The 14,900-nt window shown below is 63.7% G+C and carries 13 protein-coding genes; 9 read left to right on the top strand and 4 right to left on the bottom strand.

Translation table 11 applies throughout. The features are described from left to right. Positions 1 to 186 precede the first annotated feature (186 nt). The 5 genes from HNP47_RS07555 to HNP47_RS07535 all read left to right on the top strand — a co-directional run bounded on the left by HNP47_RS07555 (position 187) and on the right by HNP47_RS07535 (position 8,352). Entirely contained in the window at positions 187 to 2,250 is a 2,064-nt protein-coding gene (locus HNP47_RS07555; RefSeq protein ID WP_184278951.1) for an ATP-binding protein, read from the top strand. Further along, positions 2,247 to 2,645, top strand: a complete 399-nt coding sequence (locus HNP47_RS07550; RefSeq protein ID WP_184278950.1) for a response regulator — start codon at positions 2,247 to 2,249, stop codon at positions 2,643 to 2,645. Before HNP47_RS07555 ends, HNP47_RS07550 begins: the two co-directional genes overlap by 4 nt. Before the next feature lie 2 nt (positions 2,646 to 2,647). Then, a complete protein-coding gene (locus HNP47_RS07545) occupies positions 2,648 to 2,887 on the top strand; it encodes a hypothetical protein (RefSeq protein ID WP_184278949.1) in 240 nt (79 codons plus the stop codon). A 153-nt stretch (positions 2,888 to 3,040) separates the two neighbouring features. Further along, positions 3,041 to 5,704, top strand: coding sequence for a PAS domain-containing sensor histidine kinase (locus HNP47_RS07540; protein ID WP_184278948.1), 2,664 nt, complete (start codon positions 3,041 to 3,043; stop codon positions 5,702 to 5,704). Positions 5,705 to 5,796: 92 nt separating this feature from the next. Further along, complete coding sequence (locus HNP47_RS07535; protein WP_184278947.1) at positions 5,797 to 8,352, top strand: PAS domain-containing sensor histidine kinase; 2,556 nt, start codon at positions 5,797 to 5,799, stop codon at positions 8,350 to 8,352. Between the two features lie 151 nt (positions 8,353 to 8,503). Here the strand turns inward: HNP47_RS07535 and HNP47_RS07530 are convergent, their stop codons facing one another. From HNP47_RS07530 to HNP47_RS07515, 4 genes are all read right to left on the bottom strand, one after another. After that, the gene (locus tag HNP47_RS07530) at positions 8,504 to 9,382 is read right to left on the bottom strand and encodes a hypothetical protein (RefSeq protein WP_184278946.1); all 879 of its coding nucleotides are present in this window, start codon (positions 9,380 to 9,382) and stop codon (positions 8,504 to 8,506) included. Between the two features lie 71 nt (positions 9,383 to 9,453). Further along, positions 9,454 to 10,620, bottom strand: coding sequence for a glutathionylspermidine synthase family protein (locus HNP47_RS07525; protein ID WP_184278945.1), 1,167 nt, complete (start codon positions 10,618 to 10,620; stop codon positions 9,454 to 9,456). A gap of 3 nt (positions 10,621 to 10,623) precedes the next feature. Further along, entirely contained in the window at positions 10,624 to 11,364 is a 741-nt protein-coding gene (locus HNP47_RS07520) for a PspA/IM30 family protein (RefSeq protein WP_055803477.1), read from the bottom strand. Between the two features lie 16 nt (positions 11,365 to 11,380). After that, the gene (locus tag HNP47_RS07515; RefSeq protein WP_184278944.1) at positions 11,381 to 12,061 is read right to left on the bottom strand and encodes a DUF2170 family protein; all 681 of its coding nucleotides are present in this window, start codon (positions 12,059 to 12,061) and stop codon (positions 11,381 to 11,383) included. A gap of 79 nt (positions 12,062 to 12,140) precedes the next feature. On the opposite strand from HNP47_RS07515, the gene HNP47_RS07510 reads away from it, so the two are divergent. Genes HNP47_RS07510 through HNP47_RS07495 form a run of 4 tightly spaced genes read left to right on the top strand, consistent with a single transcriptional unit; the run spans position 12,141 to position 14,899 of the window. Next, on the top strand, positions 12,141 to 13,184 hold the full coding sequence (locus tag HNP47_RS07510; protein WP_184278943.1) for a potassium channel family protein: 1,044 nt from the start codon (positions 12,141 to 12,143) through the stop codon (positions 13,182 to 13,184). A gap of 7 nt (positions 13,185 to 13,191) precedes the next feature. Beyond that, positions 13,192 to 13,839 carry a YjfK family protein gene (locus tag HNP47_RS07505; protein ID WP_184278942.1) on the top strand — a complete coding sequence of 216 codons (648 nt, stop codon included), beginning with the start codon at positions 13,192 to 13,194 and terminating at the stop codon, positions 13,837 to 13,839. Between the two features lie 26 nt (positions 13,840 to 13,865). Then, positions 13,866 to 14,279, top strand: coding sequence for a DUF350 domain-containing protein (locus tag HNP47_RS07500; protein ID WP_017506364.1), 414 nt, complete (start codon positions 13,866 to 13,868; stop codon positions 14,277 to 14,279). Positions 14,280 to 14,284: 5 nt separating this feature from the next. Beyond that, the gene (locus tag HNP47_RS07495) at positions 14,285 to 14,899 is read left to right on the top strand and encodes a DUF1190 domain-containing protein (protein ID WP_221414939.1); all 615 of its coding nucleotides are present in this window, start codon (positions 14,285 to 14,287) and stop codon (positions 14,897 to 14,899) included. Position 14,900 lies beyond the last annotated feature (1 nt).

The raw sequence follows: 14,900 nt of genomic DNA, 5'->3' as shown, positions 1-14,900 counted from the left end.
ATTGACCGAAGTTCGACGGAGCGCCTTGTGTCGGCTACGCAACTAAGCTTACGCTTATCGAATTAACGCTTCGACCCTCTGCAGGCTGGAGCGCCTGGAAGAGTTGGTCGGTTGCGAAACAGTCGCTATTTCCCCGCGCGCCCATTGGCGCTCGCTATTCCCGGCTCGCCAAGTCTAGCCGTAGCGATGGGCGTCATCGGTGTGCTTCTTGCCATCGTCTTTGCCAGTTTGCTGATTTCTATGTCCACCGCGGCGCGATCGCTGTCCGCGCAGGTGGAGCTTTATTCTGTCGACGAGCTTCGCGCAGGCCTCTTTGACACCTTGATCGCCCGTCAGGGCTACCAAGACATGGAAAGTGAGGTCGCTGCCAGGCGTCGGGTAGATAAGGCTGTCTTGGCAATGAAATCTGCCGACAACAAGGGCTTGGCCCCGCCTGAGTTCTATGAGGTGATCGGCGGCCTCAATGCGGCGTGGAGCGCTACCCCCGCCGCTTCGACCAGCAATGGCGCCGCGCTGCTCCGCGACGCGGAAACTCGCCGTCTCTATGCGGAGGCCCAGAGGCTATCCGATCAAGTTCGAGCCGATGCGGCCGATCGGCTCGAAAGAAGCCGCAAGCAACTTGCGACGGGGATGCTGGTGGCCGGCGTGACGGCGACCAGTCTTATTCTGCTGCTCGGCGCTGCGTTGCTGCTGGGCCGTCAGTCGAACCTGCGGGAGGAAAGAGCACAAGCCGATCGCCGGCGCTCCAGCGAGCGTTACCGGCACCTTGTTGAAGGATCGCCGGATCTGATCTTGCTGGTCCGGAACGGCCGCGTCGAGTACGTCAATGCGGCGGGTATGGCGCTTCTGAAAGGTGAGGAAGGCGACATTGTCGGAGCGGAGCTCTCCAGCTTCTTCCAGACCGACGCGCAATTCATAAACCATCAAATGCCGGTTCTGACCCGCGAACCCTGCGTGGGCACGGTGATCACCGACCAGATATTGGCCCTGGACGGCTCGAGCTTTCCGGCTGGCGTGAGAGGCTATTCTCACGAGGACGACGGCGATTTGCTGGTCACCGTGAAATGTCGCGACAGTTCGGAGTATTTCAGGCTCCAGGACCAGTTGGTGCGGTCGCAGCGGCTGGAGGCGATCGGCAAGTTGACGGGTGGCGTCGCCCACGATTTCAACAACCTGCTTACCGTCGTCCTCGGCTGCGCCGAGTCGCTGCGCGATACGCTGCATGTCAGACCTGCTGACAAGGAGCTGTCGGATTTGGCGGACACCATTTTAAAGGCCGCTGACCAAGGCGCCGCCCTAACGGCGCACCTACTCGCTTTCGCTCGCCGGCAGCCGCTGAGGCCCGAGACGGTTGACGTCGTAGCCCTGGTGCAAACGATGGAGCCCCTGTTGCGTCGCACCCTGGGCGAGGATGTCATGCTGTCCGTTGTGTCCGGCGTCAGCCCGCTTCGGGCCGTAATCGACCCGGCGCAGTTGGAGGGTGCTATCCTCAACCTGTGTCTCAACGCCCGCGACGCCATGCCGGACGGAGGGCGGTTGACGATCGAAACGGGGCTTGTGGATCTGGACGCCAGCTATGTGGCTTGGAATGCGGACGTGACCGCTGGCCGTTACGTTCACGTGGCGGTTTCCGACACTGGATACGGCATGGCCGCCGACGTGGTGGACCAAATCTTCGATCCGTTCTTCACGACGAAGCCGGTCGGCAAGGGATCGGGCCTTGGGCTTAGCATGGTCTATGGCTTCCTCAAACAGTCGAAAGGCCATGTGAAGGCCTATTCCGAACCGGGCGAGGGGACAACGATCAATCTGTACCTGCCGCTCACGGACGATGCTTTGTCCGCTGTCGAACGGCCGGCCCCTATTCGGCCCGAAGGTGGACGCGAAACAATTCTGGTTGTCGAGGACGACGAGCTTGTGCGGGCTCATGTGGTGCGACAGCTCAAGGCGCTGGGCTACGACGTGTCCGAAGCGACCAACGGGGTAGCTGCGCTGAAAATCCTCGCCACGCGTCGCTTCAATCTGCTTTTCACAGATGTGGTCATACCGGGGGAAATCAATGGTCGGCGCCTTGCCGACGCCGCCAGGATTTCGGATCCAGAAATCCGGATACTCTTCACCTCCGGCTATACCGAAAACGCCATCGTCCATCATGGACGCCTCGATGAGGGCGTCCAGCTTCTACAGAAACCCTATCGGCGGGCGGAGCTCGCTCGAGCTGTTCGCAAGGCGATCGAGACCTCGTCATGACAAGCGCAACGGATCACAGACCGCATTGCCTGATCGTCGAGGATGATCCCGTGTTGCTGGACGCCATGGGCAGGGGCCTGACGCAGGCCGGATATAACGTCGCCCTTGCGCGGGACGGCGCCCAGGCGCTCGTCCAGTTCGAACAGGTCGCCGCCCAACTGGTGATCACGGATATCCTCATGCCTGAAAAAGAGGGGGTGGAAACGATCATGGCGCTCCGAGCGCGGGCGCCTGAAGTCCGCATCATCGCAATATCGGGCGGCGGTCGGGCCCCGGCGGCGGGCTTTCTCGATCTCGCCCGTCGGCTAGGCGCAGACGCCACTCTTGCTAAGCCTTTCGCCATGACCTTGCTGATCGATCTGGCCGCCTCCCTGGCGCCCGTTTCGGTCCGATGAGATTGGACAAGTCAGCCGCAAAGCCTCCCCAGGCCGGGTATTTTGACATCCACGCAATCCGCAACGCGCTCGCCCGGTTGATGGTCAAGGTCGAGGATATCCACGAGGCTGCAGGATCAGAGCGGTCGGATTTGCGTCAGGCTTTGGAAAGCGTCATGGCCGATATCGAAGGGTTTTCCGAGCTGCTGGATCAACCGTCAGACGCCTGCAATCGATCGAACAACGACACCGCTGGCTTGTAGCGATGACGTTCTCGAGGACGCCTCAGTTCACGTCGCCCGCCCCGTGTCGCTGCAAATGTGCGCGCGCCTCAACGCCTCCAGTGTCCTGCGCTAGCGCACTTGGGTCTCTCCCCGGTTAATAGCCAGATGTCAGGGAATGATTCGAGCGAGCTCATGGGCGACGCGGGCATGACCTTTAGGTCAGACGGCGTGAATGACAACGGGTGCCTGTCCGTGCCTTGGCCGGCTGCGATCCTGTCGCGTTCCGGCGGCTTGCTGGCCCGCAACGCGCGTTACGGCGAGCGTTTCAAGGAGATGGATTTTCTAAGCCAGATCCATCCCGACGATCGTCCGGGGGCAGAACGCGGCTTGTTGGACGCGCTGGTTGACCAGACGACCGTCGACCTGGAACTGAGACTGGCGGAGGCTGCCGGCTGGGCGAATGCCAAGATCTCACTGGCTCCTTTGCAGCAATCACCCGAAGCCCTCATGCTTCTGGTCCGGGGCGCCTCGACGCGGCACGTTGGGGAAGACAAGACCCTGGCGCCGGCGGAAACGACGCCGATCACGGGAGTTCTCGACCATCTTCCCACTCCGTGCTTGGTGTTCGCCGTTGATGATCTGTCGATCCGCCACGCTAATGCGGCGGCCTCGGACCTGTACCAATGGACGAGGGAGGAACTTCACTCCTTCACGCTGAACGATATTCGACCGCAGCAAGATGTAGACCTGATCGCTTCGATCATTCGAACCTCCGGCGACAATGTCATCCGCAACTCCAGCCCAAGCCGCCATCGCAACCGATCGGGCGATGTGTTTGAGGTCGAGATCACCAGTATTCCTTTGGAATACGAGCAGCGCGCCTGTCGGCTCGCCTTTGTCCGCGATCTTCGGGAAAGCCAGGCGCTGCATGAGCGTGCGGAGCAGGCCCAACGCCGCGCCCTGACCATGGTCAAAGGCATGTCGGACGCCTTCTATTCGCTCGATAACGAGATGAGGTTCCGCTTCCTGAACCCCGCCATTGAATCCATGGTGGGCCGGCGCTCGGCAAATCTTGAGGGGCGCGTCATTTGGGAGGCGTACCCGCAGACGAGATCAAGGCTCGAGAGTGTCTTTTTGACCGCAAAGGCGACCGGTCAAACGCAGACTACACGCTACTACTACCGGCATCGTCGGATGTGGCTGGATGTAAAAGTCTATCCGACGCCCGAAGGCTTGGCCATCTTTCTTACTGACATCACGCAACGCATCCGCCTGGAGCGAAAGGATCGGGAGCGCGAGAAAGAACTGGAGGAACAGCGTCGTCAGCTGCGGCGTGTGAACGAGGGGCTGCAGGCCTCGCTCGTTCGACGCCAGAGACTGCTGGACGCGTCTTTTGACTTCCTCTGCACGGTTGATGGGGACGGGCGGTTCATAGACGTCGGTCGTGGGGTGGAGGACATCATCGGCTATTCGCCCGAAGAGCTGATTGGTCGCAAATACGCCGACCTGGTCCACCCTGATGATCGGGAAAAGACGGCGGCAACTCAGGAGGCGCTTTTTTCCGCTCCCTGGCGCGTGTCGATGCGCAATCGGTACTGTCATCGCGATGGTCGGGTCGTGCCGCTGGAATGGAGCGCAACTTGGATCGAGGAAGAGCAACTCTGCTACGCCAATGCGCGTGATATCACCGCCGAAATAGAGGCCGAGGAACGGCTGAGGCGGACGCAGCGCCTCGAGGCCATTGGAAAGCTGACCGGCGGCATCGCCCATGACTTCAACAACCTGCTGACGGTTGTACTTGGCAATGCTGAAGAGGTGATGCTGCGGTCGGATCGAGACGATGTGCGCGAACTCGCCGAAACCGTTCGCGATGCCGCCGAGCGCGGGGCGGAGCTGACCAACCAACTTCTCGCCTTCTCCCGCCAGCAACCCTTGATGCCGGAGATCGTCGACCTCAGTCGGCTGCTTCCTGCAAAGCGGGATCTCTTGGTTCGGCTCTTCGGCGGCGAGGCGAACGTCACCCTCGAGATAGAGGCTGGACTGCCGCCTGTGATGGTCGATCCAAGCCAGTTGAGGGCGGCGATCCTGAATCTGTGTATGAACGCCCACGAGGCTATGCCTCCGGGCGGCTGCGTGAAGATACAGGCCCGAACGGCGCAATGCGGCCCCGAATTCGGATCCAAGCCCGATGGCGTGGAGATCGTTGTGTCGGACGACGGCTGCGGAATGGCGCCGACCACCATGTCACGTGCGTTTGAGCCCTTCTTCACAACCAGGCGCGCCAGCAACCACAGCGGACTTGGCCTCAGCATGGTCTATGGGTTCGCCAATCAATCCGCGGGGCATGTCGTCATTCGCTCCGAGCTCGGAAAGGGCACGCAGGTGCGCCTGTTTCTTCCGAGAGCCACGCCGGCCGCCGGAGCAGGTGTTGCGGCCGACGACGTCCAGTCCGAACCCTCTTTGGCGAAAGAGACGATTCTGGTGGTCGAAGACGAGGCTTTCGTTCGCGAGCATGTGTGTCGCCAGCTCGTGCGGCTGGGATACACAGTGCATTCCGCGATCGATGGTCCGTCCGCTATGTCCAAGATCGAAGCCATCGGCTCCTTCGACCTCTTGTTGACGGACATCATGATGCCGGGCGGTCTCGACGGCAGGGAACTCGCGTCGTTGGTGCGGCAAAAGCACCCCAAGGTCAGCGTTATCTTCACCTCGGGCTATAGCGAGAACAACCTGAGCGGAATGGAATGCGTACAGCCCGGCTTGCGCCTTTTGAAGAAGCCCTATCGTCGTCAAGTTCTCGCTGACGCCGTCAGAGAAGTCCTGGACGAGCGGGCTGTGGCGTCATCGAACGTCTGACGCTGCCAAATCAGGGGGCATGCGTTCCCAAGACAAGGGTCTTTCACTCGCGCTCGTCTTAGCTTAACGGCAGGCAGCAGGGGACTCGCTTTATGAACGCATTGACCGCGCTGCTTGGGGATTTCCCAGAGCCAGTTTGGGTTTGTCATGCCCAAACCGGGCGATTGCTGGCGGGAAATCCAGCCGCATTGCATGCCTACGGCTACACGCTCGAAGCTTTCTTGGCCCTGCACAGGACCGATCTGGAGGATCCAGCCGCGGGGTATGCGGTTTCGGGCGCCCACCGACGCGCCGACGGAATGACCTTCATGGTCGAGATCGTGGAAAGCAGCGCAGAATTTGAAGACCAGCCGGCGCGGCTCTGCCTATGCAGGGTGGCGGATGCGGAGAGCATCAAGAGGCGAACCGACGCCGAGGCCTTGGCGACGATGGCGGGCCGGCTGGCGCGGTTCGGCGGTTGGCGGGTCGATGTCAGGACCAACATCGTGACGTGGAGCGACGCCGCAGCCGCGATCCACGATGAACCGGTGGGTATCAGCCCGTCCGTTGAAGACGGCCTCAGCTACTATGTTCCGGAATGCAGGCTCTTGATCGAGACCGCCTTCGGACGATGCGCGACCTCCGGGGAGCCTTTCGATCTGACAGCTCAGATCGTTACACGTCTGGGACGCAAGATTTGGGTCCGAACTGCGGGCGAAGCCGTCCGCGACGCTTCTGGCGCGGTGGTGGAGGTTCGCGGAGCCTTCCAAGACATCGACGATCTCATTCGCGCCCAGGAAGCGTTGAGGTTGAGCGAGATCAGATTGGCCAGCAGCCTGGACCGGGTCGATGAGGGATTCCTTATACTGTCGCGAGATTATCGGGTCGTATTTGTGAACACGGCCGGACTGGCGCTGCTGGGCGTCAGCGAAGACCTGATCGGACGCTACCTTTGGGATGCCTTTCCCGAAACCAACGGAACTCTGTTTCAGGACGGCTTCGCTCGCGCCTACACGTCCGGTGAGACGGTCCACTTCGAGACCTACTATGCGCCGCGCGGCGTGCATTTGGAGGTTGGCGCCTACCCTCTGCCTGATGGGCTCGTCTCGCGCTTTCAAGACGTCACTTCGCGCCTAAAAGCTCAAGCTGAGCTTCGCGAGAGTGAAGAGAGGTTCAGGCTTGTGTCAGCCGTCACCAACGACCTGATCTGGGACTGGGATGTTGCGGCCGACAAGGTGTGGTTCAGCGATCGTTTGCGCGAGTACGGCTACGATCCATCTGAGGTCCGGACCAGCCAGTTCTGGATCGAAAACATCGCGCCAGCCGACTCCCAGCGCGTGAAGGATCAGTTTTTCAAACTGATGGAAGAAGGGGCCACCGAGTGGATGGACGAATATGAATTCATCCGCGCGGACGGCTCTATAGCGCGCGTCATCGATCGCGCTATGATCATCCGCGACGCCCATGGTCGCGCCCAGCGGATGCTGGGCAGCATGATGGACATTACGGAACGCACCGCAGTCGAACGTCAGCTACGCGAAGCACAGAAGCTGGAAGCGGTCGGCCAACTCACCGGCGGCGTGGCTCACGACTTCAACAACCTTCTGACGGTCATCATAGGGACGGCCGAGAGCCTTTCCGAACGCGTGAGCGACGACGCCGAAAGTCTCATGTTGGCCGAGATGACGAGCGCCGCCGCCGAGCGTGGCGCGGAGCTGACCAATCGATTGCTCGCCTTTGCCCGCCGCCAACCGCTGGAGCCTCGTCCCACGGACATCGGGCGTCTGCTGATGGGCTTGGACGTCATGCTGCGGCGCACCTTGAGCGAACAGATCAACCTCGAGGTCATACGAGGCGGCGGCCTGTGGTCGGCTCTGGTGGATCCCGGTCAGCTTGAAACGGCGATCCTGAACCTCGCCATTAATGCGCGCGACGCCATGCCGTCAGGCGGGCGTCTCACCATCGAGACATCGAATGTCTCATTGGATCAGGACTACGCGGCCCAACACGACGAGGTCAGTCCTGGCCAATATGTCATGGTGTCGGTTTCAGACACCGGAACGGGCATGGACCGAACTGTGGTTGAGCGCGCTTTCGACCCCTTCTTCACGACCAAAGATGTCGGCCAAGGCAGTGGATTGGGTCTCAGCATGGTCTACGGCTTCGCCAAGCAATCGAGAGGCCACGCCAAAATCTACTCGGAGGTCGGCGAAGGCACCACCGTGCGCCTCTATCTGCCCCGATCGATGGCCGGTTTGGCGCCGCAAATAGAACCGGCGAGCGAGGACGCGCCGCGCGGATCCGAGCGCATATTGGTCGTAGAGGACGACGCTTTGGTGCGCGACCATGTCGCCCGTCTCCTTCGCGCGCTCGGCTATGATGTGGCGTTGGCGGTGCACGCAGCCGATGCCATGACGGTGCTGACCGAGGAGCGACCTTTCGATCTGCTCTTCACAGATGTCGTCATGCCTGGCGACATGAACGGTAGACAGCTCTCGGACGCGGCAAAGCGCGTGCAGCCGAGCCTCAAGGTGCTGTTTACGTCTGGCTACACTGAAAACGCGATTGTCCATCACGGCCGGCTCGACCCAGGGGTGGCTCTGCTGAGCAAACCTTACCGGCGCGGTGATTTGGCCAAGCGTGTGCGACAGGTGCTGGACGGAGGCTGAGCCACACAGGTTGAGTTGGGCGGGCGCAGCCCCTTAACGACTAGGCCGCCATTTGCGGCTACGCGCTGATGTCTCGGGGGCGGCCTGACGGGGCTGCCTGGAGCATCCCGAACGTCCCACGCCGGATTGCGCGGGACGTCCAGTGTCAGGCTTAGCGGCGGGCGCGCAGTTCCAGTTCGCCGATGCGGCGGCTCAGGTAGGCCGTGTCGTCGGAGGAGGGGCTGGTGCGGGTGTAGGCGGCGTCCAGGCGGGCGAGATCTCCGGCCTCGACGCGGATGTCGGCGGCCTCGGTGCGGCTGATGGCGCCCGAACGTTCCGCGGCAGTCAGGGCGGTTTCCAGATTCGCCAGACGGGTGCGGGCGGGCAGGTTGGCAGACGGCGTCTGTCCGGCCGGGCCGTCGCCGACGCGCAGGTCCAGGGCATCCAGACGCGCGTCCAGATCGGCGCGCTCGCTGGCGCTGATGGAGCCGTCGGCGGTGTAACGGCTCTCCAGCTGGATCAGGGCCTGATAGTCCGTTTTCAGGCGCGTCGCCTCGGTGCGGGTGATGCGGCGCGCCGTCACGGCGGCGTTGACGCGGGTCTCGAAGTCCGCACGGCCCTGGGCCACGGTGTCCATGTCGGCATAGCCCGAGGCGCCGGCTTCAAGGGTCTGGGTCAGGGCGGTGTAGCGGGCGTTCAGATCGGCGCGTTCCTGGGCCGAGATGCCGCCGACGGCGTATTGGTTCTCCAGATCGACCAGGGCCAAATAGTCGGCGCGCAGGCGCGTCGCGGCCGAGGCGGAGACGCCGCCGGCGCGCACGCTGGCGTCCACGCGGGTCGAGAACTGGCTCTGGCCGTCACGCAGCGGACGGCCGCCGCGCAGCCAGGCCTGATCCATCGCCGACAGGCCCAGACGATCGCCGAACAGGGCGCCCACGACCGCGCCCAGCCGGTCCTGGGTCGTCGAAGGATATTGCGTCTGGGCGACTGCCGCGCCGCCCGCAAGGGTCAGGGCGGTGGTGGCGATCAGGGCGAGGCGGACGTTGCGCATGGGGAAGCTTCTTGTCGGTTGATGTCAGCCGACAAAACGATGGTCGTCCGGCTTGGTTGCCTGCCGGCGCCTCAGTCGCGGATGAAGTGCGGCACGAAGCGCGAGGTGTTCCGGGTGATGCGGCCCGTGTCCTCGCGCAGGCTGATGCCCGCCGGCTCCGTTCCGACCACCCACGACCCGACGATCACATGGTTGCCGTCGAACAGGGGCGGGTCGCACAGCGCCTGGCGGATGTGACGCCCAGCGCCATAGCCGCCGTCCACCACCTCTGCGGCGCTGACGCCCTGATCGATCAGTTCGACATTGTCGCCTTCGCGCGAGAACAACGGCTTGCGGACATAGGATGAGCCCAGCGCCGCCTCGGCCGGATCGCCCTCGAAATAGCTCTCCAGCAGATTGGGGTGGCCCGCATGCCGCTCCCACAACAGCGGCAGTATGGCCTTGTTGGACAGGATGCTCTTCCACGCCGGCTCCAGCACGGTCACGTCCGCCGTCGGCAGGGGCGTGGCGTAGTCGTCGCGCAGCATCTGCTCCCACGGATAGAGCTTGAACATCGCCTGGATGATCCAGTTCTCGTGATCCACGAACCGGCCGTCGGCGTTCAGCCCGATCTGGTCGATGGCGACGAACTGGGGCTCCAGTCCGGCCTGCTGGGCCAGATCTTCCAGGAAGCGCACCGTCTGGCGATCCTCGACGAAATCGGCGTCGGAGGCGAAATGCACGAAGCCGCCGTTCGGGAAGATGGCGCGGAAGCGATCGACCAGCTTCTCATGCAGGCTGTTGAACTGATCCGCATCGGCGGGCAGGGCGCCGGCCTTGATCTGGTCCTCCAGCCACAGCCACTGGAACACCGCCGTCTCATAGATGCTGGTCGGTGTGTCGGCGTTGTATTCATACAGCTTGGCCGGCCCCGTCCCATCATAGGCGAAGTCGAACCGGCCATAGAGGGACGGATCGCCCCGCTTCCAGCTGTCGGCCACATAGTCCCGCATGGTTTCGGGAATATCGAGCTGCTCCATCAACCGCTCGGACTGGACGGCCTCGTTGACCAGCTCCAGGCACAGGCCGTGCAGTTCCTCGGTCGGCGCCTCGATCCCGTCCTCGATCTCGGCCAGCGAAAAGGCATAGGCCGCCGTCTCGTCCCAATAGGGTTTGCCGTCGGTGTGGCGCCAGGTGAAGCCGAGTTCCTCGGCCTTGGCGTCCCAGTCGGTGCGGGGATCGAAGCGCAGACGCTCCATGGATCAGGCCGGGTCCTTGTCGGGCGTGGATTGGCCGATGCGCGGGGTGACCACGGTCACCTCCGGCTGGCTGAGGCGGGCCAGGACGTCATCGGCCGAGGAATGGCCGGGCAGGATGCCGGCCTCACGCAGCTTGGCGTCCAGGTCCGCGCCGGTGCGGCGATCCTCCAGCGCCTGGCTGGCGTTCAGCTTCTCTTCCTGGATCGCCTGGCGCTGTTTGATGCGTTGCAGGCTGTCCGCCGCCGAGCCGATGCGCGACTGGGCGCCGGCCGAGTTCAGGGCGACCGACGTCTGGGCCTTCTGGACGGAATCGTTGACCTTGACGATGTCGATCTCGCGACGAAGCGTCTCGATCTTCTGGTCGGTCGAGGCGATAGCCGTGCGCAGGCGCGTCTCGGCCGTCTTCATGTCCTCGATCAGCGGACCGCGGCTGGTGATCTCGACCTCCAGCTCGGCGATGCGGCCGGCGACTTCGCGCGCCAGATCGGTCTTGCCCTGGCCGAGGGCGGTGCGGGCCGAGCTTTCGTATTTGGCGATCTGGTCGCGGAAGCTGGCCATCTCGTTTTCGGCCATGCGGCGGCGCGCCACCAGGCCGGCCAGGTCATCGCGGGCCTTGCCCTGGGCGTTGTCGGCGTCGCGGATTTCCTGGTCGAGGATCTTCAGCGCATTGGCGTCGACGACGCCCTGGGCCGCGTCATGGGCCGAGCCGCGGAATAGGGCGGACAGTTTTCTGAGCATGGACATGGTCGGTCTTCCGGGATCAGGCGGCGTCGGCGCCGAAGGTTTCACGCAGTTCGGTGGCGTCGATCGCATTCTCGGCCAGGGTGCGCAGTTCGATCAGGATGGTCTGAAGCGTCGTCTTGCAAGAGAGTTCGCCCATCAGCTCATACACGTCTTCGCCGCCGACATTGGTGATGGCGAAGTTGGACAGGGGCACCACGCGCTGGGCCTTCAGCAGGAATTCGTTGAAGGCGTGGCGATCCTTCTGCTCCGACACCGGCCACAGCAGGACCGAACAGACGATCTGGGCGCCGCCGACGCTCAGATAGACCGGCAGGTCGCCGTATTCGTGCATGGTCGCCAGCAGCACCGGCTCGGCGCCCTCGACCACGCGCAGGGTCATTTCGCCGTCACGCAGCAGGGTTGAGCCGTCCAGCGCCGCCTTGATGGCGGGCACGGTCCAGGGGGTCTCGATCACGGCGTCCATTTGATGGTCGTCTCCAGGGGTGATGGAATCGGAAGTGGGGCGGCGCGGGCGCCCCGCAAGCTGCGGCCCGCGTGTTGAATCGGTGACGATGGCGCGAACGGCCGCCTTGACGTCGTCGCGGGCGGCGGCCGGCACCCAAAGCTCCAGCTTGACCAGGCCCGCCTCACGACGCGCCTGTCGCCACGCACGAATGCGGTCGTTGGCGGCGGAAGAGGGCGATGGGTCGTTCGGCATATCGTTACATGAAACGCGTAACATGAACGCTTGACTTCGCCTAGGGGTCTGGGATCATCTTAGCGCGAAGGGAAGACGCATGTTGCTGCAGCGAATGAAGCTGGCCGTGATTTTCGACCGGGCGTTCCACGCCATGGCCGATATGCACTGGCGCATGCTGGGCGGGCTGATCCTCTTTCACGCTATTTCGTCGTGGCTTCTCCTCGCCATCGCCCACGAAGCGGAGCTGCATGATCCGCTGACCTTCTTCTACTGGTACGCGACGACGGCTTATACCGTAGGTTATGGCGATCTCAGTCCGCAAGGCGTTGGCGGCCGACTGGTCACGGCATTGTGGATCTTTCCCGGCGCCATCGCGGCTTTCACGACGGTCGTGGCCAAGGTGCTGGCCGGGATCGGCGACATCTGGCGCGCCCGGAGATCGGGCAAGGGAGACTATTCAAGGATGACCGATACGATTCTGCTGGTCGGTTATCACCCCGTCCGTACGCCCAAGATGGTCGAAGAACTGTGCGCGGAGTTGAACCGGTCTCAGACGCTGGTGCTGCTAACGCGCCAGGCGGTGGCGGATGTCGATCCGCGCATTCGCTACGTCCAGACGGAAAGCCTGACCTCGACAACAGGTCTGGCCCGCGCGGGCGCAGCCAACGCGAGCCGCATATTGATCCACGCCAGCAATGACGCCGATACCCTGACCGCCACCCTGGCTGTCTCGGCGATGGCGCCGGACGCCGCACACATCGTCTGCTTCTTCGATGACGCCGACAGCGCGCGACTGTTGGCGCAGCACTGTCCCCGGGTCGAGATCGTCCTGTCGTCGGCGCCGGAAATGCTGGCCCGCGCCGCGCGCGATCCTGGCGCCAGCCAAGTCATCAGCGCCCTGACCAGCCACCTCGACGAAGGCGCAACGCTGTTCAGCCTGAGATGGGCCGGTGCGGGTCGGTCTGTCGGCGACCTGACGCAGCGTTTCCTCCAGCACCGCGCGACCCTTCTAGCGCATCAGCCGGACGGCGCGGATTCGCCGCGCTTCAATCCTTTGCCGGAAACAGGCGTGGAACAGGGCGATCGCCTGTTCTATGTGTCGGCGGTCCGGCTGAACCAGCCGAGCCTGGCCGGATCCTGATCGTCCCATGTTCAAGAAGCTTTTCGGATCGTCGGAGAAGGCAGCGCCCGCCAGTCGGCTGGCGACGGTGCGCAACATCACCGTCGGCCGCACCGTGTCGCTCGACCCGCTGGCCTGGCGCCGGCTGGGCGACGAGACCCATTTCACCCTGGATCGCGACGTGCTGGACATCTCGGCGCAGGGGTTGGTCAGCCTGGACAGCGGCCAGTTCGTCCATCGCTTCTACACCGACGACCACGTCATGCTTCAGGCCATGAGCGACGACGAGCCCGGGCTGGAATCCTACGACTTCAGCCTGTTCGTGCCCTGGACCTCGGCCTATCCGCCGGGCGAGCGTGAACGCCGCATCTGGCGCGACCGCCTGTCGGCGCCGGTGTTTCACGGCGCGGCCGAGGAGCTGCCCGACTATCCGCGCTTCTGGTTCGCCGAGAGCGACGCCATCCAGCCGCCCGTCACCCTGTGGGAGACGATCTGGGACGACCGCGCCGCGACCACGCCCTATGCCAAGATCTTCCAGACCTGCATGCTGTATGCTCGCGAGCTGGGCGGCGGGCGCGAGCTGATGCTGGCGCTTGAGCAGCAGCCCGAGGGCGGCGACAGCACGCACGAAATCATGATCGGCATTCCGCTGGAAATGGCCGAGTTCCGCGCCTGAGCGCGCAATCCGAGGGGGCAAGATCGATGTTCGACTGGTTCATTTTTCAGCAGGGGGCGATCGCCTTCCTGATCGCCTTCGCCATGGCGGGCGCCTTCACCCTGGCCTTCAAACTGATCTACCAGTGGGTCACGCCCTATCACGAACATACGCTGATCCGGGAAGGCAACACGGCCGCCGCCATTGCTCTTGGGGGCGCTCTGATCGGCTATGTCCTGCCTCTGGCCTCGGCCCTGTCGCACACCGTCAGCCTGATGGAGTTCGCGGCCTGGGCGCTGCTGGCCGGCGTGATCCAGATCGTCGTCTTCGTCGCCATCAGCCGCATGGCCTTCCGCAATCTGGTCGTCCGCATCGAGGCGGGCGAGATCGCCGCGGCCGTCTATCTGGCCTCCATCTCCATCTGCGTCGGCCTGCTGAACGCAGCCTGCATGACGTCGTGACCGCCATGACCGATCCCAAAGACCTTCCCAAGACAGACACCATGCGCCGGCTCAAGCGCTCGCGCGTCCTGCACGTCAGCAGCCTGATGGCGACCGCCAGCTTCTCGCTTGCCGCCTGCGGCTCGCCCCAGCGTGTCCCGGCGCCTGAGCCCGAACCGACCCTGGCCTATCAGTCGCTGGACGAGTGCAAGGCCGCCAACGACATTCCCGACAACGAATGCGACGCCGCCCTGACGAAGGCTCAGCAAGAGGCCGCCAAGACCGCGCCGCGCTACGCCACCCGCGAGGAGTGCGAAGGCCAGTGGGGACCGTCGCAATGCCAGCCGAACAACAACGGCGGCTCCTTCTTCACCCCGCTGTTGACCGGCTTCATCGTCGGCCAGATGCTGAACGGCGGCGGCTATCGCGGCGGCGGACCGCTGTACCGCGACCGCGAGGGGCGGCTGTCCAACGGCTATGGCGGCGGCTACGCCTACCGCGACTATCGCACCGGCAAGACCCTGACCAATGCGCGCGAGCATGGCGACATCGCCCGTCAGGCCCCGACGCGGGTGCAGAGCCGCACCACCGTCGTTTCGCGCGGCGGCTTCGGCGGCGGCGGCCGGGGCTACGGCGGCTGAT

The organism is Brevundimonas vesicularis (assembly GCF_014204545.1).
GTDB classification, from domain to species: domain Bacteria; phylum Pseudomonadota; class Alphaproteobacteria; order Caulobacterales; family Caulobacteraceae; genus Brevundimonas; species Brevundimonas vesicularis_B.
Note: the sequence above shows the minus strand (reverse complement) of the source record. Positions and strands in the feature narration are given on the sequence as shown.

What these genes read in the sequence shown, in the direction of transcription:
- HNP47_RS07555 (WP_184278951.1), top strand. Translation starts at nt 187, where the DNA reads ATGGGCGTCATCGGTGTGCTTCTTGCCATCGTCTTTGCCAGTTTGCTG.
- HNP47_RS07550 (WP_184278950.1), top strand. Translation starts at nt 2,247, where the DNA reads ATGACAAGCGCAACGGATCACAGACCGCATTGCCTGATCGTCGAGGAT.
- HNP47_RS07540 (WP_184278948.1), top strand. Translation starts at nt 3,041, where the DNA reads ATGGGCGACGCGGGCATGACCTTTAGGTCAGACGGCGTGAATGACAAC.
- HNP47_RS07535 (WP_184278947.1), top strand. Translation starts at nt 5,797, where the DNA reads ATGAACGCATTGACCGCGCTGCTTGGGGATTTCCCAGAGCCAGTTTGG.
- HNP47_RS07530 (WP_184278946.1), bottom strand. Translation starts at nt 9,382, where the DNA reads ATGCGCAACGTCCGCCTCGCCCTGATCGCCACCACCGCCCTGACCCTT.
- HNP47_RS07525 (WP_184278945.1), bottom strand. Translation starts at nt 10,620, where the DNA reads ATGGAGCGTCTGCGCTTCGATCCCCGCACCGACTGGGACGCCAAGGCC.
- HNP47_RS07520 (WP_055803477.1), bottom strand. Translation starts at nt 11,364, where the DNA reads ATGTCCATGCTCAGAAAACTGTCCGCCCTATTCCGCGGCTCGGCCCAT.
- HNP47_RS07515 (WP_184278944.1), bottom strand. Translation starts at nt 12,061, where the DNA reads ATGCCGAACGACCCATCGCCCTCTTCCGCCGCCAACGACCGCATTCGT.
- HNP47_RS07510 (WP_184278943.1), top strand. Translation starts at nt 12,141, where the DNA reads ATGTTGCTGCAGCGAATGAAGCTGGCCGTGATTTTCGACCGGGCGTTC.
- HNP47_RS07505 (WP_184278942.1), top strand. Translation starts at nt 13,192, where the DNA reads ATGTTCAAGAAGCTTTTCGGATCGTCGGAGAAGGCAGCGCCCGCCAGT.
- HNP47_RS07500 (WP_017506364.1), top strand. Translation starts at nt 13,866, where the DNA reads ATGTTCGACTGGTTCATTTTTCAGCAGGGGGCGATCGCCTTCCTGATC.
- HNP47_RS07495 (WP_221414939.1), top strand. Translation starts at nt 14,285, where the DNA reads ATGACCGATCCCAAAGACCTTCCCAAGACAGACACCATGCGCCGGCTC.